This is a genomic window from Cupriavidus sp. UYPR2.512 (assembly GCF_000379565.1).
Lineage (GTDB): Bacteria > Pseudomonadota > Gammaproteobacteria > Burkholderiales > Burkholderiaceae > Cupriavidus.
Window position 1 is genome coordinate 133,069 of the sequence record NZ_KB903075.1, and the last position, 19,113, is coordinate 152,181.

15 protein-coding genes and 1 other RNA gene are annotated in these 19,113 nt (G+C 67.0%); 7 read left to right on the forward strand and 9 right to left on the reverse strand.

All coding sequences use genetic code 11. The features are described 5' to 3' along the window. Positions 1 to 113: 113 nt before the first annotated feature. From ubiG to A3A5_RS0120780, 4 genes are all read left to right on the forward strand, one after another. Positions 114 to 872: a bifunctional 2-polyprenyl-6-hydroxyphenol methylase/3-demethylubiquinol 3-O-methyltransferase UbiG gene (gene ubiG / locus A3A5_RS0120770; RefSeq protein WP_018312448.1), complete on the forward strand. Its 759-nt coding sequence runs from the start codon at positions 114 to 116 to the stop codon at positions 870 to 872. Next, on the forward strand, positions 869 to 1,543 hold the full coding sequence (gene gph, locus A3A5_RS0120775) for a phosphoglycolate phosphatase (RefSeq protein ID WP_018312449.1): 675 nt from the start codon (positions 869 to 871) through the stop codon (positions 1,541 to 1,543). Before ubiG ends, gph begins: the two co-directional genes overlap by 4 nt. Before the next feature lie 83 nt (positions 1,544 to 1,626). After that, positions 1,627 to 1,985, forward strand: a transfer-messenger RNA (tmRNA) gene (ssrA, locus tag A3A5_RS40585). 318 nt (positions 1,986 to 2,303) lie between these two features. After that, positions 2,304 to 2,525, forward strand: a complete 222-nt coding sequence (locus A3A5_RS0120780) for a hypothetical protein (protein WP_018312450.1) — start codon at positions 2,304 to 2,306, stop codon at positions 2,523 to 2,525. A 198-nt stretch (positions 2,526 to 2,723) separates the two neighbouring features. On the opposite strand, the gene A3A5_RS0120785 is transcribed toward A3A5_RS0120780, so the two are convergent. The 5 genes from A3A5_RS0120785 to A3A5_RS0120805 all read right to left on the reverse strand — a co-directional run bounded on the left by A3A5_RS0120785 (position 2,724) and on the right by A3A5_RS0120805 (position 8,282). Continuing rightward, positions 2,724 to 4,445, reverse strand: a complete 1,722-nt coding sequence (locus tag A3A5_RS0120785; protein WP_018312451.1) for a gamma-glutamyltransferase family protein — start codon at positions 4,443 to 4,445, stop codon at positions 2,724 to 2,726. A gap of 132 nt (positions 4,446 to 4,577) precedes the next feature. Next, positions 4,578 to 5,114 (reverse strand): DUF1097 domain-containing protein, encoded by a 537-nt coding sequence (locus tag A3A5_RS0120790; protein ID WP_018312452.1) that lies wholly within the window; start codon positions 5,112 to 5,114, stop codon positions 4,578 to 4,580. A 37-nt stretch (positions 5,115 to 5,151) separates the two neighbouring features. Continuing rightward, positions 5,152 to 6,420, reverse strand: coding sequence for an amidohydrolase family protein (locus tag A3A5_RS0120795; RefSeq protein WP_018312453.1), 1,269 nt, complete (start codon positions 6,418 to 6,420; stop codon positions 5,152 to 5,154). Positions 6,421 to 6,567: 147 nt separating this feature from the next. Continuing rightward, the gene (locus A3A5_RS0120800; protein ID WP_018312454.1) at positions 6,568 to 7,218 is read right to left on the reverse strand and encodes a response regulator transcription factor; all 651 of its coding nucleotides are present in this window, start codon (positions 7,216 to 7,218) and stop codon (positions 6,568 to 6,570) included. Then, the gene (locus A3A5_RS0120805; RefSeq protein ID WP_018312455.1) at positions 7,215 to 8,282 is read right to left on the reverse strand and encodes a PAS domain-containing sensor histidine kinase; all 1,068 of its coding nucleotides are present in this window, start codon (positions 8,280 to 8,282) and stop codon (positions 7,215 to 7,217) included. The genes A3A5_RS0120800 and A3A5_RS0120805 overlap by 4 nt, the downstream gene beginning before the upstream one ends. A 311-nt stretch (positions 8,283 to 8,593) precedes the next feature. Between A3A5_RS0120805 and A3A5_RS0120810 the strand changes: the two genes are divergently transcribed. Next, complete coding sequence (locus A3A5_RS0120810) at positions 8,594 to 8,995, forward strand: hypothetical protein (RefSeq protein WP_018312456.1); 402 nt, start codon at positions 8,594 to 8,596, stop codon at positions 8,993 to 8,995. Between the two features lie 60 nt (positions 8,996 to 9,055). Here A3A5_RS0120810 and A3A5_RS0120815 read toward each other — a convergent pair whose 3' ends face one another. Further along, complete coding sequence (locus A3A5_RS0120815) at positions 9,056 to 9,550, reverse strand: DUF1854 domain-containing protein (protein ID WP_018312457.1); 495 nt, start codon at positions 9,548 to 9,550, stop codon at positions 9,056 to 9,058. Continuing rightward, positions 9,540 to 11,837: an ABC transporter ATP-binding protein gene (locus A3A5_RS0120820; RefSeq protein WP_018312458.1), complete on the reverse strand. Its 2,298-nt coding sequence runs from the start codon at positions 11,835 to 11,837 to the stop codon at positions 9,540 to 9,542. The genes A3A5_RS0120815 and A3A5_RS0120820 overlap by 11 nt, the downstream gene beginning before the upstream one ends. 240 nt (positions 11,838 to 12,077) lie before the next feature. Here A3A5_RS0120820 and cphA (A3A5_RS0120825) point away from each other — a divergent pair, with 240 nt between their 5' ends. Both cphA (A3A5_RS0120825) and cphA (A3A5_RS0120830) read left to right on the forward strand, forming a co-directional pair. Further along, positions 12,078 to 14,711 (forward strand): cyanophycin synthetase, encoded by a 2,634-nt coding sequence (gene cphA, locus A3A5_RS0120825; RefSeq protein ID WP_018312459.1) that lies wholly within the window; start codon positions 12,078 to 12,080, stop codon positions 14,709 to 14,711. Between the two features lie 46 nt (positions 14,712 to 14,757). Continuing rightward, positions 14,758 to 17,328 (forward strand): cyanophycin synthetase, encoded by a 2,571-nt coding sequence (gene cphA / locus A3A5_RS0120830; protein WP_018312460.1) that lies wholly within the window; start codon positions 14,758 to 14,760, stop codon positions 17,326 to 17,328. Positions 17,329 to 17,391: 63 nt separating this feature from the next. Here the strand turns inward: cphA (A3A5_RS0120830) and A3A5_RS0120835 are convergent, their stop codons facing one another. Then, entirely contained in the window at positions 17,392 to 18,051 is a 660-nt protein-coding gene (locus A3A5_RS0120835; RefSeq protein WP_018312461.1) for an amino acid ABC transporter permease, read from the reverse strand. A 122-nt stretch (positions 18,052 to 18,173) separates the two neighbouring features. Then, positions 18,174 to 18,995 carry a transporter substrate-binding domain-containing protein gene (locus A3A5_RS0120840; protein WP_018312462.1) on the reverse strand — a complete coding sequence of 274 codons (822 nt, stop codon included), beginning with the start codon at positions 18,993 to 18,995 and terminating at the stop codon, positions 18,174 to 18,176. Positions 18,996 to 19,113: the final 118 nt, after the last annotated feature.

The window sequence follows — 19,113 nt, forward strand, 5'->3', positions numbered from 1 at the left end:
CGATGAAAAAAGCCCAGCGCAAGCTGGGCTTTTTTTTTGGTACAGTTGCCCGGACTGCCTCCCTCTTCCCTTCACACCGCCGGCGCGGCTAGTGCCGCCGGCCCCCGCATACGATGACGTTGCAATCGCAAACCCTTTCCGCCGCCGACGCCGCCAATCAGGACGTGCCGCGCCGCAATGCCGATCCGAAGGAAATCGACAAGTTCAGCGAACTGGCCCACCGCTGGTGGGACCCGGAAAGCGAGTTCAAGCCGCTGCATGAGCTGAACCCGCTGCGCCTGGGCTGGATCGACGGCATCGCCGGCCTGGCCGGCAAACGCGTGGTCGACGTGGGTTGCGGCGGCGGCATCTTGTCCGAAAGCATGGCGCGCCTGGGCGCCACGGTGCGCGGTATCGATCTTTCGACCAAGGCATTGAAGGTGGCGGACTTGCACAGCCTGGAGTCTGGCGTTGCCGTGACCTACGAGGAGATCGCCGCAGAAGCGCTGGCCGCGCGTGAACCAGCCAGCGTGGATGTGGTGACTTGCATGGAGATGCTGGAACACGTGCCCGATCCGGCGTCGATCGTGCAAGCCTGCGCCACGCTGGTCAAGCCCGGCGGTTACGTGTTCTTCTCGACTATCAACCGCAACCTGAAGGCCTACCTGCTGGCCATCGTCGGCGCGGAATATGTGCTCAACATGCTGCCGCGCGGCACGCACGACTATGACAAGTTCATCACCCCGTCCGAACTGGCGCGCTTTGCCCGCCAGGCCAGGCTGGACCTGGTGGAAATGCGCGGCATGACCTACAACCCGCTGTCGCAGGTGTATGCGCTGGGCCGCGACACCGATGTGAACTACATGATGGCATTCCGCCGGGTGGCAGCATGACGGCCGGCATCGCAGGGGTCTTCTTCGACCTGGACGGCACGCTGGCAGACACCGCGCCGGACCTGGCGGCGGCCGCCAACCGGCTGGTCGTCGCGCGCGGCCAGGCGCCGGTCGCCTATGAAAAGCTGCGCCCGGTCGCCTCGCACGGCGCGCGCGGCCTGCTGGGCGCGGCGTTCGGCCTGCGCCCGGAGGATGCGGAGTTCCCGGCGCTGCGCGATATTTTCCTGGACTACTACGAGGCCGACATCGCGGTCCACACGCGCCTGTTCGACGGCATGCCGCAAGTGCTGGCCGCGCTCGAGGCAGCGGGCATTCCATGGGGCATCGTCACCAACAAGATCGCACGCTTCACCGTGCCGCTGGTCGCCGCGATCGGCCTGGCCCCGCGCGCCAGCGCGGTGGTCAGCGGCGACACCACGCCCCACGCCAAGCCACACCCCGCCCCGCTGCTGCACGCCGCGGCAAGCGCCGGCGTCGACCCGCGCCAGTGCGTCTACGTGGGCGATGACCTGCGCGACATCCAGGCCGGCAAGGCCGCCGGCATGATCACCGTCACCGCCGCCTATGGCTATTGCGGCGACGGCGAGCCGCCCGAGACCTGGGGCGCCGACCACCTGATCCGCCACCCGGCCGAGCTGATCCCGCTGCTGGTGCCTGCCGCGGTCGCCTGACCGCGCCACAGGGGTATCCTGGCCGCGCCAGGAACTCCGCGCGACAGCTTGCGTCCAACCGGGTACAATCCAGCTTCCTCACTGGGGCCGACCTGGTTTCGACGTGGGTTACAAAGCAGTGGAGGGCATACCGAGGACCCGTCACCTCGTTAATCAATGGGAATGCAATAACTGCTAACGACGAACGTTACGCACTGGCCGCTTAATTGCGGCCGTCCTCGCACTGGCTCGCTGACGGGCTAGGGTCGCAAGGCCACGCGAGGTCATTTACGTCAGATAAGCTCCGGAAGGGTCACGAAGCCGGGGACGAAAACCTAGTGACTCGCCGTCGTAGAGCGTGTTCGTCCGCGATGCGCCGGTTAAATCAAATGACAGAACTAAGTATGTAGAACTCTCTGTGGAGGGCTTACGGACGCGGGTTCGATTCCCGCCGGCTCCACCAGTATTCAGTCCGATGCAATACCAGCAGGTCTAGAAACCCGCGAAAGCCCAAGGCTTCGCGGGTTTTTTCTTTGGCGGCCGGATCCCCCGCCATCTGTCTTCCAGGACGGCATCCGCATCGCACCGCCGCGTTTGCAGTTGTTTGCAGTCGGGCCCACAGCCCTGGCCTACGCTGGAATCGCTGCAGGCCGGGCAACGCACGGCATCAGCAACATAGTGCACCACAGGCGGGCTGGCCTGGCACCGGCGGCTCCCCGTTGCCAGGCCCTTTCTCCACGCCCGCGCGACCGCACAGCGTCCACATGAAACGGAGTTGGCGATGCCAATCAAGTCCATCGAGGTCATCCTCACGCGAGACGCACAGTGGGCCCTGGAATACGGCCCCGATAACCCGGGACCGGTCTACCCGTCCCGCGATGCCGCGATTGCCGCAGGCCTGCAGATGGCGATGACCCACGATGCCGTCCTGACGATTCACGGCATCAATGACAAATCGGACGCATTCGATTTCAGGGAATTGCACGCCCCTTTGCTCCATTGATGGTTGGTGCTATCAGCGCGCAATGGAAAGCAACATCCCCAGAATTGGGGATGCCCGGACCGCGTAGCGGCACCATCATGGCATGGGGGCGTACTGCGACTCGCCCGCTGCCACTTGTGGCCCTCGTCCCCCCTGGCCGAGGGCTTTTTCTTGGGTGACGCACCGGCACAACGCAGCGTCACCGGGAAGCGCCGCGCGCTATACCCCCAGCGCCCGGCCATCGCTGCGCGGGTCATGCGCGCCGGTAAGCTGCCCGCCGGCATCGATCCGGATCGCGCCCGGATGGCCGGCCAGCTGGCTTTGCGCAGGGATCGGGCTCAGTTGATGACCGCGCGCGGCAAGCTCGCTGAACACCGGCAGGCCGGCATCCTGTTCCAGCTTGAGGCTGTCGCGGCTGTCCGAGAAGGTCTTGCCCAGCAGGAAGCGCGGGCGGCGCAGTGCCGTCAGCGGATCCATGCCGTAGTCGATCATCCGTGTCAGCACCGCGGCCAGTGTCTGCGGCTGGCCGTCGGCGCCTTGCGTGCCGTACAGCAGATGCGGCCGGCCCTGCTTCAGGTAGATGCCGGGATTGAGGGTATGGAATGGCCGCTTGCCGCCGCGCAGCACGTTGGGGCTGGCGGGATCGAGGCTGAACGATGCGCCGCGGTTGTGCCAGAGCACCCCCGTGTCGCCGACGACAAGGCCGCTGCCCCAGTCGAAATAGACAGTCTGCAGCATGCTCACGCAGCGGCCCTCGCGATCGGCGGCGCCGATGTAGACCGTGTCGCCGGGCCTGAACACATGCGGCCATGCCATGGCGCGGTCCATGCGGATGCGGCGCGCGTGGGCATCGAGATTGGACCTGGACAACAGCCGGTCCAGCGGCACGTCGACAAAATCGGGATCGGCGACGTAGCGGTTGCGGTCCAGGAACGCCAGCTTCACCGCCTCGACCAGCAGGTGGTAATAGTCTGCGCTGCCTTCCGGGATGCCGGACAGATCGAACCGATCGAGGATGCCCATGATCTCCAGCGTCGTCACGCCTTGCGTGGGCGGACGCAGGCCGAGCAGTTCGCCGTCGCGGTAGGCGACGCGCAGCGGCACTTCTTCGCGCGCCTGGCAGCGCGCCAGGTCCTGTTCGCGCAACGGCGAGCCGGCCTTGGCCAGCCCGGCGGCAAGACGGCCTGCGAGGTCGCCCTCATAGAATTCGCGCCCGCCCTGTGTCGCCACCCGGTCCAGGGTGCGGGCCAGCTCGGGCTGGCGGAACATTTCACCGGGCCTGGGCATGCGGCCGTCTGGCATGAAGACTTGTCCGAAGCCGTCCCAGCCCGACAGGTCCGCCGAACGGAACTCCTGCCAGAAGCACTGTGACGGCGTGACGGGGAATCCGTTGGCGGCGTAATCGGTAGCCCGCTCCAGCAGCGCCGACCACGAGTGCGTGCCGCCCCACTGGTCCCGGCTGAAGGCAAAGGCACGGTCCCAGATCGCAACGGTGGCGGCGGCAGTGAGGGCAGCTGCCGGGCCCCGCAGCGGAATGGTGCCGGCATAGCCCGAGATCTCGGACGCGGCCTGGCCGATGCCGGAGAACGTGCGCACATTGCCGCCGCGGTCGCTGACCACCAGGAAGGCGTCGCCCCCCAGGCCGGTAAAGTGAGGATATGTCACGCTCAGCACTGCGCCGATGGCAATCGCCGCCTCGATCGCGTTGCCCCCGGCCTTCAATACCTCAAGCCCCGCCTGGCTGGCCAGTCCGTGCGGGCTCGTGACCATGCCCGTGGACGAATGCGCCTGCCCCGCGCGCCCGGATTGCGCCGGCTCCTGCGCCAGTTCCTGCCCGACAGCGGGCAATACCGTGCTGCCCGCCAGCGCGGCCGAGCCGGCCAGGAATGCCCGACGCGAGGTGCCGGCGCCGCAAGGATCCACTTCACCCAGAAATTCCATACTCACTCCCCCCGGATACGCGGCGGCCGGCCGACGCTGGCATTCCCTGCGTGCCGGCAGCCGCGATAACGATTCGATGATGGCGCCGGGTCAGGCCGCGCCTTGCACGCAAACCCGGCAGGACACGTCGGCTCAGGTCTCGGTCTTCCAGCCCTGCCATGGGCGTTCGGCAACGGATTCCGGCGCGGCGTAGTGATGCTTGATCCAGGCATAGGCCGGCCCGAGCGCATTCATGGCGATCACCGCGCCGAGCGCGGCCACGGGATCGCCCGGCACCGGGCCGAAGCCGCCGAACAGCGTTGCAAAATACGAGGCAAAGCCAAAGAACATACCGGGGATAAAGCGCAGCGCGACGAACACGCGTGCGAGATACATCATCGAAGCGTTGAGCGTGAACAGGATCACCATCTCCGCCACGATCAGCGCAGGCCCGGAGAACTGCTCGGCTGCCTGGCGGAAGCAAAGCACGATGACAAAGGCAAAGAGCGAGCCCACCGGCAGCGTCGGCCAGATCTTCTTCAGGTTCTCCGGCGTGGGACCGCCCATGGCAAAGGTCGCGGCCCAGCTGATGAAGATGGCCCATGGCGGCAAGTGCGAGGCATGCGCGGCGATGGGAACGGTGGTGATGGCAAGCAGTGAGGCCACGACTTCGGCAGGCAGCTTTCTCATGATCGACTCCTGGATGGACGGGGAACGGGCATTGCTGTCAGTGTGGGCAGCACCGGTGCCGATGGATCTCGCAGCGATGCTGCGTGACGACGGTGATCTTGCCGCGCTTCACCACCCACAGCCGCGGCGGGATGTCGATCAGCGCATCGGCCACCTGGAAGGTATCGAGGACAACCAGGTCAGCCTGGCGCCCGACCTTGAGGCCATAGGTGTCGTGCAGGCCGATCGCGCGCGCCGCGTTGTGCGTGCCCATGTCGAGCACCGCGAGCTGGTGCTCGGGCACGCCGAACTGGGCCACGTGCGCCAGCATATTGCCGATCTGCAGCATGTCGGCCTTGCCGAAAGGCGTGAAGGCATTGCGGATATTGTTCGAGGAATACGCCACGTTGACCCCGCCACTGTGCAGGGCCTTCACCGGCGCCAGCCCGCGGCGCTGGTTCTGGACGTCCTTGCGGCCGCCGAGATAGAGATCGGTGGCGGGCAGCGTGACGATGCTGATGCCGGCCTCGCGGAGCTGCTCGATCAGCGGCTGCAGCTGCGCCGCGTCAAGCGCGCCCAGGCTCGTGACATGGCCCAGCGACACGCGCCCCTGATAGCCGGCTTCGATAGTCTTCTGCGCGATATATGACACTGCGGCAAAGCGCTGGTCGCCGGTGTCGTCGGCAAAATCGGCGTGCATGTCGACCGGCGCGTCATAGCGTTGCGCGAGTTCGAAGACCATGTCGATATGACGCATGGTGTCGGCCCATCTCAGCTCGTTGTACGGGCAGCCGCCGACCACATCGGCGCCCAGGTCCATGGCCTCTGTCATCAGCTCGCGGGTGCCCTGCGATTTCAGGATGCCCTCTTGCGGGAAGGCCACGATCTGCAGGTCGAGCAGATCGTGGTACTCCGATTTCAGCTCAAGCAGTGTCTCCACACCGATCAGCCCCTGGATCAGGTCGACATCGGGATGCGCGCGGATCGCCACCGTGCCGTTCCTGACCGCCATGTCCAGCACCTGGCGCGAGCGGTCCAGCACATCCTGGCGCTGCTGCTTGCTTTTCAGGATGCCGGTAACGCGGATGGCTTCGTCCAGCGTGCCGAAGCGCGCTGGCAGGCGGCGGTGCAGCAGGGCCTTGTCCAGGTGCAGATGGGCTTCCACCAGCCCCGGGATGACCGCGCGGCCGCCGGCCTCGATCACTTCATGCGCCGGCACGTCGATGCCGGGCTCGATGGCGGCGATGCGGCCGTCGCGGATGGCGATATCGGTCAGGGGCGCGTCGTCGCGAACGCAGGCGTCCCGGATCAGCAGATCCAGCTGCATGGCTTGTCTCCTCAGGTCTTTGTTATGCAGGCGAAGTCAGGGCTTCGCTACCTGAAGCGTAGGTGCCGGGGCGGCATCACTGCATCAGGATTGGCTGAATTCGACCTAAGGATTTTCCTAGACGCACCGCAGCAGATCCGCAGCAGACTAGGCGGCGTCCCCGGCTTCGGCGAGCAGGCCGTGGCGGATGGCGTAGTGCACCAGCCCGGCGGTCGACGCGATATCCATCTTGCCGAGGATGTTGGCCTTGTGGGTGCTCACCGTCTTGGCGCTGAGCGACAGCGCTGCGGCGATCTCGTTGATGCCCAGCCCCTCGGCCAGCATCTGGAACACCTGCAGTTCACGCGCCGTCAGGCGTGCATGCGGCAACACGGCATCTGGCTGCCGCGCCTGGCTGACGAGCTTGTCGGCAATCGCCGGCGAGACCACGGTACCGCCGCGCGCCACCTTGCGGATGGCACCGAGCAGCTGGTCGGACTCGACATTCTTGGTCAGGTAGCCCGCCGCGCCTGCGCGGATGGCCTGCAGCGCATATTGCGACTCGCGGTACATGCTCAGCACCAGTACCGGCAGCGCCGGATGGCTGGCCCGTATCTGCTGGATCAGCAGGATGCCGCTGCGCCCCGGCATCGACATGTCCAGCAGCAGCACGTCCGGCGCCTGCGCGCGCAGCAGCGCCAACACTTCGCAGCCGTCGGCGGCTTCGGCCACCACCTGCATGTCGGGCACGGTGGAGAAGATCTTCTTGAGCCCGTCGCGGATGATGGTGTGGTCGTCGGCAAGCATCAGGCGGATCATCTTGCCCCTCCGTTGCCGGCAGCGCCGGCATTGGGGATCTGCGCCTCGACCCGGGTGCCGCCGCCCTTCTCACTGGTTACCGCCAGCTTGCCGCCCAGCATCAGCGCACGCTCGCGCATCCCCAGCAAACCCAGGCTGCGGCGATGCCCGGCCCTGGACGCATCGATGCCGCGGCCGTTGTCGGCAACCACCAGCCGCAAGGTCCCGCCGGCCTCGCTCAGTTCCACTCGCACGCGATTGGCGCGGCCATGGCGGCAGGCATTGGTCAGCGCTTCCTGCGCGATGCGAAAGACCGCGGTGCTGAGCTCGGCGCTGAGCTCGCCAACGGGCTGCAGCGCCAGCTCGCAGGCGATGCCGCCACGCTCGGAAAAAGACTCGGCCAGCCACTCGATCGCCGCGTTCAGCCCCAGCTCATCCAGCAGCGGCGGGCGCAGGTCTGCCGCGATGCGCTGCACCGCGTCCACCGTCGAATCCGCGATCTGCTTGAGCATCTGCAAATGCTTGCGGCACGCGTCGCCGGCATCGGGGCCCTGCTGCCCCTCGATAAAGCTCAGTCCCAGGCGCAATGCCGTCAGGGACTGGCCAAGCTCATCGTGCAGCTCGCGTGAGATCCGGGTGCGCTCCGCCTCGCGCACGGACTGCAGGTAGGCGGACAGCTCACGCAGCTGCGCGCGCGAGTCCAGCAGCTCCTGCTCGGAGCGCTTGCGGTCGGTAATGTCGCGCGAGATGCCGACCGTACCGACAACCGCGCCGTCCTGGCCTCGAATCGGCATCTTGATCGTATCGAACCAGCGCAGGCTGCCGTCCTGGCCGTGACGGCATTCCTCATAGCGCCGGCGGATGCCGCTGGCCACCACGGCCTTGTCGGTGCCCAGGTAGACCTGTCCCCATTCCTCCGACCACACCTTGTCCGGCGTGCTGCCCAGGATCTCGGCCTCGGACCGCCCGCATGCGGCCATGAAGGCGTCATTGACCAGGACGTAGCGGGAGCCGACGTCCTTCAGCCAGGCCTGGTCGGGTATGTTGTTCAGTATGGCCCGCTGCAGGTCGACATAGGTATCCATGATTTCTCCTTGCCGGGCCGTTGCCTTGCCGGCAGGCGCCCGATTCATGACAGACAAGAATCGATTCATGCATTGCACTCATCCGACGGCATGGCCTGCCTGCATCCCCCCGCAGACTATAGCCAGCAACCGGCGGCAATGCGCTTGTCGTTTTCCTCAATGGCTGGACGAAAGCGAACGTCCGGATCACAGAGCCTTGCGGCATGGTGTGGATCAAGGGGCTGTGGCGCGGCTATTGTTGGCATGACACTGGACGGGGCCGCGCGGCGAAGGACTACAATAGGCGGTTGCAGTCCTTGAAGGCTTTCGCCATGTCTGACCATCCCCGCTTCACCATCAACCGTTCCATGGTCGCCCTGGTCCCGGAACAGCCGTTCCTGGACTGGATCCAGGCGGTCGATCCCCAGCCGGTGGCCGGCCTCACGCTAGAGCAGGTGCGCGAGGACCAGAGCGTATTCCTGCTGCCGGAAGAACTGGCCGATACGCACGACAACGCCGTGCGCTGGGTCGAGAAGCGCTGGCAGGAATTCTTTGAATTCATGCTGGGTGAGTGGTTCGACGACTCGATGTGGCCCGAGGAACTGTCGCTGCAGATGTTCCGCGAGTGGTTCAGCGTGCGCTACCACTCGATGGTGTTCGACATGGCGCCCGACGTGCCGGTCATGCACGATGACTGGGACGACGAAGACGACGCGTCCGAGATGCTGCACTAGTCCGGATCAGGAACCCGGCCGGCAGAGCTCCGGCCCGGGGTCAGCGTCGCCAGGGACGCCTCAGAGGAAGCGGTCGAGGATCTTGCGGCTGTGCTTGTCCAGCGCCATCAGGTCGCGGATCAGGTAGTGGATGCCGTGCGTGTCCGATATCAGCAGCGTGCTGCCGGCCAGGCGCCGGATCGCCTCTTCGCCGCGCAGCACCAGTTCGGTCTGACCGCGATCGGTCTGCACCGTCCACACGCTGGGCGTGGCGTAGGTCGACACGCTCACGATACGCTGGATCTCCGGCATGAACTCGCGCGAGGCGAGTTCCGCTTCGATCATGCTGCGCTCTGCCAGCGGCAAATCCTCCAGCCGCGGAATCCACACCACTTCATGCCCGTCGGTGCTCATCAGGCCGATGCCGCCCTGCGGTGCGGAAATCGGGAAGGCGCGCACCGGCACCACGCCTTCGTGGACGGTGCCGTCCTCGGCGATCAGGACCAGGCGGCCAAAACGATTGCGATCTAGCGTAAACATGGGCGTCGGCGTGGTGGCAGGGATGTCATTGGGCATTGGCGGCCTCCGGCGTTTCGATCGCTTGGTCCTCGCCGTCACCGTCCTCGGCGTCGACATTGCGCGCCTGCGCCTGGTACAGCTTGTAGTACGCGCCTTCGCGCAACAGCAGTTCATCATGGCTGCCGACTTCGACGATCTGGCCGCGGTCCATCACCACCAGCCGATCGGCCTTGCGCAGTGTCGACAGGCGGTGCGCGATGGCGATGGTGGTACGGCCCTGCACCAGGTTGTCGAGCGCCTTCTGGATTTCCTTCTCGGTGGCGGTGTCGACCGACGAGGTGGCCTCGTCCATGATCAGGATGCGCGGGTTGATCAGCAGCGCGCGCGCGATCGAGATGCGCTGGCGCTCGCCGCCCGACAGCGCCTGGCCACGTTCACCGACCAGCGAGTCATAGCCGTGCGGCAGGCGCAGGATGAACTCGTGCGCATGCGCGGCGCGCGCGGCGGCGATGATCTCATCGCGCGTGGCGTCGGGCTTGCCGTAGGCAATGTTGTCGGCAATCGTGCCGAAGAACAGGAACGGCTCCTGCAGCACCAGGCCGATATGGCGGCGGTACTCCGACACCGGCAGCGAGCGGATATCGACGCCGTCGACGCGGATCGCGCCCTCGGAAACATCGTAGAAACGGCAGATCAGGTTGACCAGCGTGCTCTTGCCCGAGCCACTGTGTCCCACCAGGCCAATCATCTCGCCCGGCTCGATCGACAGGTTCAGCCCGCGGATCACCGCGCGGTTGCCGTAGCGGAAGCCCAGGTCGCTCATGTCGATGGCGCCTTCGACCTGGTCCAGCTTCGCCGGGCGCACCGGCTCCGGCACGCTCGACACGTGGTCGAGGATGTCGAAGATGCGCTTGGCGCCGGCCGCGGCCTTCTGCGTCACCGAGACGATCCGGCTCATCGAATCCAGGCGGGTATAGAAGCGGCTGATATAGGTCAGGAACGCCACCAGCACCCCCACCGTGATGGCGCTGTGCGACACCTGCCAGATGCCGAACACCCACACGATCAGCAGGCCGATCTCGGTCAGCAGGGTGACCGTCGGCGTGAACAGCGACCATACCGCGTTGACGCGGTCGTTGATCGCCAGGTTGTGCTTGTTGGCCTCGCGGAAACGCGACACCTCACGCTTTTCCTGGGCAAAGGCCTTGACCACGCGGATGCCGGGGATGGTATCGGCCAGCACATTGGTGATCTCGGACCAGATCCGGTCGATCTTCTCGAAGCCGTGGCGCAGGCGGTCGCGCACCAGGTGGATCATCCAGGCGATGAACGGCAGCGGCACCAGCGTCACCAGTGCCAGCCACGGGTTGATCGACACCAGGATCACCGCCGTCATGACGATCATCAGCACGTCGGTGGCAAAGTCCAGCAGGTGCAGCGACAGGAAAACGCAGATGCGGTCGCTTTCCGAGCCGATGCGCGCCATCAGGTCGCCCGTGCGCTTGCCGCCGAAGTATTCCAGCGACAGCTTTAGCAGGTGTTCATATGTTGTTGTGCGCAGATCGGCACCGATGCGCTCCGATACGCGTGCCAGCAGGTAGGTCCGCGCCCACCCCAACGACCAGGCCACCAGCGCCGCACCCAGCAGCCCAGCCAAATACAGGCGCACCAGCCCATAGTCGATCGGCACGCCGTTCTGGAACGGGATCAGCACCTTGTCCATCAGCGGCATGGTCAGGTACGGCGGCACCAGTGTGGCCGCAGTGGACAGCAGCGTCAGCAGGAAGCCCGCCAGCAACTGCCACTGGTATGGCCGGGCAAAGCGCCACAGGCGCAGCAGCGCCCAGGTCGACGGCGGGGTTTCCAGTTCCCGGCTGCATTGGGGGCACTGCTCCTCGTCCGGGGGCAGCGGCGCCTTGCAGGTCGGGCACAGCACCTCGCCCGCCTCGCCGGACGGGCGCGCGCCGGCGGCGTCGCGCTGGGCTTCGAACTGGTCGGCCAGCCGCAGCGCGGCCGGATTGTAACCAAGCGTATATCGCCAGCTGGCCAGCCGGCCCTCCGGACCACTCAGTTCCAGCGCGCCCACGCCCGCGTGGTCGGTGTGCGACAGGCGCAGGGTGGGCCCGATGTTCCATTCCCGCACATTTTTTTCACCGGGAGCCCGGCCAACGATGCGCTGGCCGGTCACAACCAGCCACCCTTGGGTAAAATGCAGCTTCGCGTCGAGGTCCAGGGCCAGTCCGGCCAGGACGGTCTCGCCGGGTCGGAGCCACGATCCGGATTCAGCCCGCCAGGGCTCGTCGGCAGCAAGGGCGGTAGGGACAGGCAGGGAGGACTGGGTCATGGATGGCGCGGCGTGCGTCCAGGGGGAACGGACATAACTTGAAACAAATTTAGGCCGGGCACGCTCTGGCGGCCCGCGAATTCGCCCGCAGTATACATAACGACGAACGCGCGGGTACTCCTGATGCATTGCACAATCACTTTTACACCAAGAAAGTCAACCCGCTCTGTGCTGTAACGTTACTGAAAGGTTAGGCTTCCATTTCTCGGGCGGTTCCGCCCACTGCCTCAAGCAAATTCAATGAAAAAGAAGGACATTGAGATTTTCGATGTCATGTCGCTGCGCGGCCCGAATATGTGGACATATCGGCCCGTCCTGGAGGCATGGGTCGATATCGGGGAACTGGAGGACTTTCCCTCCAACACGATTCCGGGGTTCTACGAGCGCCTGTCGGCCTGGCTGCCGTCGCTGATCGAGCATCGCTGCAGCATCGGCGAGCGCGGTGGCTTCCTGCAGCGCCTGAAGGAAGGCACCTGGCCCGGCCATATCCTGGAACACGTGACGCTTGAGCTGCAGAATCTGGCAGGCATGCCTGGCGGCTTCGGCAAGGCACGCGAAACCCCGGTGCGCGGCGTCTACAAGGTGATCGTGCGCGCCTGGCACGAGGAAGTCACCCGCGTCGCGCTGTTCACTGCCCGCGACCTGGTCATGGCCGCGATCGAGGACCGTCCCTTCGACGTCCCCGCCGCCGTGGACAACCTGCGCCGCCTGGTGGACGAGCATTGCCTGGGCCCCAGCACCGCCTGCATCGTCGATGCCGCGGACGACCGCGACATCCCGGCGATCCGCCTGTCGGACGGCAACCTGGTGCAACTGGGCTACGGCGCGCGCCAGCGCCGCATCTGGACGGCCGAGACCGACCGCACCAGCGCCATCGGCGAAAGCATCTCGCGCGACAAGGACCTGACCAAGAGCCTGCTGGAATCCTGCGGCGTGCCGGTCCCTGAGGGCCGCATGGTCGATTCCCCGGCAGACGCCTGGGACGCCGCCGAGGACATCGGCGTGCCGGTGGTGGTCAAGCCTTATGACGGCAACCACGGCCGCGGCGTGTTCACCAACCTGATGACCCGCGAGGAAGTCGAGACCGCCTACGGCGTGGCTATCGATGAAGGCAACGGCGTCATCGTCGAGCGCTTTATCCCCGGCAACGAGCACCGCCTGCTGGTGGTCGGCGGCCGCCTGGTGGCCGCCGCCATGGGTGAGACCGCGAGCGTGGTCGGCGACGGCAAGTCCACCATCGACGAGCTGATCGAGCTGCAGATCAATTCAGATCCGCGCCGCGGCACCACCGAGGACCATCCGCTGAACCGTGTGCGGCTGGACTCGGCCGCGCGCCTGGAACTGAAGCGCCAGGGCATGGACGCCAGCTCGGTCCCGCCCGAAGGCCGCACCGTGCTGATCCAGCGCAACGGCAACGTCGCCTTCGACGTCACCGACCGCGTGCACCCGAGCGTCGCCGCGCATGCCGCGCTGGCCGCGCGCGTGGTCGGGCTGGATATCGCCGGCGTGGACCTGGTGGCCGAGGACATCTCGCGCCCGCTGGCCGAACAGCGCGGCGCCATCGTCGAGGTCAACGCCGGCCCCGGCCTGCTGATGCATATCAAGCCGGCCGAAGGCACGCCGCGCCCGGTGGGCCGCGCCATCGTCAACCACCTGTTCCCTGAGTCCGATGACGACCAGGGCCGCATCCCGGTGGTCGGCGTGACCGGCACCAACGGCAAGACCGTGGTGGCGCGCCTGGTGGCGCGCCTGCTGCAGCTGTCGGGCAAGCATACCGGCCTGGCCTGCAGCGACGGGCTGTTCCTGGACCGCCGCCAGGTCGAAAGCGGCGACCGCGCCAACTGGGAGTCGGGCCATCGCATCCTGATGAACCGCGCGGTCGAGGCCGCCGTGTTCGAGAACGACAGCGGCAGCATCCTCTCCGAAGGCCTAGTCTACGACCGCTGCCAGGTCGGCGTGGTCACCAATTTCGACCAGCCCGACCACCTCGGCGACTACTACGTCGAGGACGAGGACCGCATGTACAACGTGCTGCGCACGCAGGTCGACGTGGTGCTGGAGACCGGCGCGGCCGTGCTCAACGCGCGCGACGAACGCCTGGTGGAGATGGCCGGGCTGTGCGACGGCGACGTGATCTTCTTCGGCCTGACGCCGGAACTGCCCGCGATCGTGTCGCACCGCGCCGCCGGCAAGCGCGCGGTGTACCTGCGCGAAGGCAAGATCGTGCTGGCCACCGGCAGCAGCGAGACCGCACTGGTCGACGTGGCTGCGGTGCCGCTGACCTATGCCGGGCGCGTCGCGTTCCAGGTCGAGAACGTGCTGGCGGCCGTGGCCGCGGGCTGGGCGCTGGGCATTTCCAACGACCTGATCCGCGCCGGCGTGGTGACCTTCGATGTCGGCCAGGTCGACGTGCCGGGCCGCTTCACGCTGTTCGAGCGCAACGGCGCCACCGTGGTGGTCGACGACGCCCACAACGCGCCCGCGCTGGAAGCGCTGGCGAGCGCGCTGGACCGCTTCCCGGCCGAGCGCCGCATGGTGGTCTACGGCGCCGGCGTGCAGCGCCGCGACGAAGACCTGGTGCGCCAGGGCAAGGTCCTGGGCCAGCATTTCGACCGTGTCTTCCTGTGCGAGGACCGCAGCGTCAAGCGCGCCCTGCCCGATGCCGAGGCGCGCGCGCAGCTCAAGCAGGGCCTGTACGAAGGCCGGCGCGTGACCAAGATCATCGACGAAGGCACGCGCGCCAGCGCCATTGAAACCGCGCTCGCCCAGTTGGTGCCGGGCGACCTGCTGGTATTGCAGTGCGACGAGGCCGCCACCGGCGCCACCGTCGACCTGGTGCACCACTGGATGGGCCAGCCCGCGCGCCGCGCCTGACGCGGCCCCAAGCTCAACCGCGCATAGAAGACACGGAAACCGTTCTATGGAAGTCTCACGTATCCGGGCCCTGCGGGGCCCGAACCTGTGGTGCCGCCACACCGCCATCGAGGCGATCGTGGCGTGCCAGGATGCCACCAACATGCTGTCGGCGCTGCCCGGTTTTGAAGACCGGCTGCGCGCCCGTTTCCCTGAGATCGGGCCGCTGCGCCCGGACGAGGAATCGGGCGAGCTGTCGCTGGCCCACGTGCTGGAAGTGACGGCGCTGCGCCTGCAGGCCGCCGCCGGCTGCCCGGTCACCTTCAGCCGCACCGCGCAGACGGTCGAGCCCGGCACCTACCAGGTGATCGTGCAATACAGCGAGGAAGAAGTCGGCCGGCTTGCATTCGAGCTGGCCGAGGCCCTGTGCCGGGCCGCGCGCAACGACACCCCGTTCGACCTGGCTGACGCGCTGCACCGCCTGCGCGAGCTGGACGAGGACGTGCGCCTGGGGCCCAGCACCGGCTCCATCGTCTACGCCGCCGTGGCGCGCGGCATCCCCTACCGGCGCCTGACGCAGGGCTCGATGGTGCAGTTTGGCTGGGGCAGCAAGCAGCGCCGCATCCAGGCCGCCGAGACTGACCGCACCAGCGCCGTGGCCGAATCGATCGCGCAGGACAAGGATCTGACCAAGACCCTGCTGCACGCCGCCGGCGTGCCGGTGCCGCTGGGCCGCTCGGTGCGCAGCGCCGAAGAGGCCTGGGCCGCAGCGCAGGAAATCGACGCACCGGTGGTGGTCAAGCCGCGCGACGGCAACCAGGGCAAGGGCGTGGCAGTGCGCATCCGCACCCGCGGGGAAGTGATGACGGCCTATGAGGTCGCCTCGGACATCAGCTCTGACGTGATCGTCGAGCGCTATATCCCGGGCCATGACTTCCGCCTGCTGGTGGTCGGCAAGCAGCTGGTGGCGGCCGCGCGCCGCGACCCGCCGCAGGTCATCGGCGACGGCGTGCACACCGTGCGCCAGCTGGTCGAGGAAGTGAACCGCGACCCGCGCCGCGGCGAGGGCCATGCGACCTCGCTGACCAAGATCCGCTTTGATGATATCGCGCTGGCCACGCTGGCCAAGCAGCACCTGACCGCCGATTCCGTGCCGGCCAACGGCACGCGCGTGGTGTTGCGCAACAACGCCAACCTGTCCACCGGCGGCAGCGCCACCGACGTGACCGACGATGTCCACCCGGACATCGCCGCGCGCGCCGTGGCGGCGGCGCAGATGGTGGGCCTGGACATCGCCGGCGTCGACGCCGTGTGCGAGACCATGCTCAAGCCGTTCGAGGAACAGGCCGGCGGCATCGTCGAGGTCAACGCCGCGCCGGGCCTGCGCATGCACCTGCAGCCGTCGTACGGCAAGGGCCGCGCGGTCGGCGAAGCCATTGTCTCGACCATGTTCTCCGATGGCGACGATGGCCGCATCCCGGTGGTGGCCGTGTCCGGCACCAACGGCAAGACCACCACGGTACGGCTGATCACCCACATCATGGCCACCAGCGGCCTGCGCATGGGCATGACCGGCACCGACGGCGTGTATATCCAGGGCGAGCGCATCGACACCGGCGACTGCAGCGGCCCGCGCAGCGCGCGCAACGTGCTGCTGCACCCGGACGTGGACGCCGCCGTGTTTGAAACCGCGCGCGGCGGCCTGCTGCGTGAAGGCCTGGCATTCGACCGCTGCGACGTGGCGGTGGTGACCAACGTGGGCGAAGGCGACCACCTGGGCCTGTCCTTCATCAACTCGGTGGAAGACCTGGCGGTGCTCAAGAGCGTGATCGTGCAGAACGTCGCGCCTCACGGCATGGCGGTCCTGAATGCGGCCGACCCGATGGTGGTGCGCATGGCCGACGCCTGCCCCGGCAGCGTCACCTTCTTCGCGCACGACCCCAACCAGCCGGCCATGGCCACGCACCGCGCGCAGGGCAAGCGCGTGGTGTTCGTGGACGGCGCCGACATCGTCGTATCCGAAGGTGATACCGAAGTGCGCATCGCACTGGCCGAGATCCCGCTGACGCGCAACGGCACCATCGGCTTCCAGGTCGATAACGCGATGTCGTCGATCGCCGCCGCGTGGGCGCTGGGCATCGACTGGTCGATTATCCGCCGCGGCCTGGCCACCTTCGTCAACGACGCGCAGACCGCCCCGGGACGCTTCAACGTGTTCGACTACCGCGGCGCCACGCTGATCGCCGACTACGGCCACAACCCGGATGCCATCCTGGCACTGTGCAGCGCTGTCGAGACCATCCCCGCCAAACGGCGCGTGGTGGTGATCAGCGGCGCGGGCGACCGCCGCGACGACGACATCCGCCGCCAGACCCAGATCCTGGGCGGCGTGTTCGATGAAGTCATCCTGTACCAGGACCAGTGCCAGCGCGGCCGCGCCGACGGCGAGGTGCTGGCGCTGCTGCGCGAAGGCCTGCAGGGCGCGCAACGCGCCGGCCAGGTCGAGGAGATCCGTGGCGAGTTCGTCGCCATCGATACCGCACTGTCGCACCTGCAGCCGGGCGACCTGTGCCTGGTCCTGGTGGACCAGGTGGAAGAGGCGCTGGGGCATATCGCCGGCCGCATCGCGCAGGGCTGACCGGCCCGGCGATAGAGAAAAAGGCCAGCTCCGCGGAGCTGGCCTTTTTCCTTGCAGCGCCGATCAGTGGCGCCCGGGCAGCGACAAGCGCCGCTCCAGCATATGCTGCACGCCCGACAGCCCCGTGCTCAGCACCCAGTAGATCGCCGCCACGGCCAGGTACAGCGGCAACGGCTGGTAGGTGGCCGCGATCACCTCCTGCGCCGTGCGCAGCAGCTCGGTCACGGTGATGACCGATACCAGCGAGGTGTCCTTGATCAGGCTGATCAGGCTGTTGGACAGGCTTGGCACCGCCAGCCGCAGCGCCTGCGGGCCGATCACGTAGAGCAGTGCTTGCACCGGCGTCAGGCCGAGGCTGTAGGCTGCCAGCCATTGGCCGCGCGACACGCCCAGGATGGCCCCGCGCATGCTCTCGGACAGGTAGGCGCCGACGTTCAGGCTCAGCGTCAGCACGCCCGCGGGCGTGGGCTCCAGCGCGATGCCGACGCCCGGCAGCCCGTAGTAGACGACAAAGATCTGCACCAGCAGCGGCGTGCCGCGCATGATGCTGACATAGGTACGCGCCACCGCCTTGAGCACGCGGCTATGGCTGATGCCCATCAGCGCCACCACCGTGCCCAGCATCAGCCCGAACACCATCGACCATAACGCGAATTTGATGGTCAGCAGCGTGCCCTGCAGCAGCACTGGCAGGGAATCGGTGACAAGCTGGAGAGCGGACATGGGCGTGGCGGCGGCAGAAGAATGAAAAAGAAAGCGGCGCGGCAGCCATGCAGGCCGCGGCGCCGCGACATGATACCGCCCGGCTTGCTGGCCGGCTTACCTGACTGGCTTACCTAACTCGTTTACTTGATTGGCTTACCGGCGGGCCTGGTCACGTCGGTGCCGAACCACTTCACCGAGAGCTTGCCAAGCGTGCCGTCCTTGCCCAGGTCATCCAGCGCGTGGTTGATGGCCTGCGCGAACTTGGGGTTGTCCTTGCGGAACGGGATGGCCACCTGCGTGGTGGCGCCCGCCACGATTGCGCCCTGCCGCAGCGGCAGGTTGGCGGTCTTGACCAGGTAGGCGACCATCAGCCGGTCGTTCAGCGCGGCGTCGACGCGCTGTGCCACCAGGTCGCGCAGGTACTCAGGCGCGCCGGGATAGGTCTTGACGTCGATGCCCGGCACCGACTTCGCCAGGTCGTTGAAATTGCTGCCCAGGCTGACGCCGAGCTTGTGGCCCTTCAGGTCTTCCAGCGACTTGAACTGGCGGTTGTCATCCTTGCGCTGGATCAGCTGCGCATCCGAGTAGACGTAGGGGGTGGAGAAGTCGAGCACTTGCTGGCGCTGAGGCGTGACGTTGACCTGGTTGACGATCACGTCGAACTTGCCCGCCTGCAGGCCGGCAATGATGCCGCTCCACTCGGTGGTGACGAACTCCGGCTTCACGCCCAGCTTGCCCGCCACCGCACGCGCCACGTCCACGTCAAACCCTTCCAGCTCGTTCTTCGCGCCGCGGAAGCCAAACGGCGGGTACGTGCCCTCCAGGCCGATCTTGAGCACGCCGGCCTGCTTGACGGTATCGAGCAGGTCGGCGGCCTGCGCCGCGGTGGACGCCAGCCCGGCGCCGGCAAGCAGCGAGGCAGCCAGCAGGGATTTGAGCCAGGCAGTACGAATCGATCGCATATGTTCTCCAGTGGATGCGGATAAGCAGTGTGGGGGCAGACAGCGCCGAGGGCCGCTCGTGAGGGCTGCCGGCCAGTTGTGCTGCTATGAGCCTATATCGGGCTCAACACTACCGCAA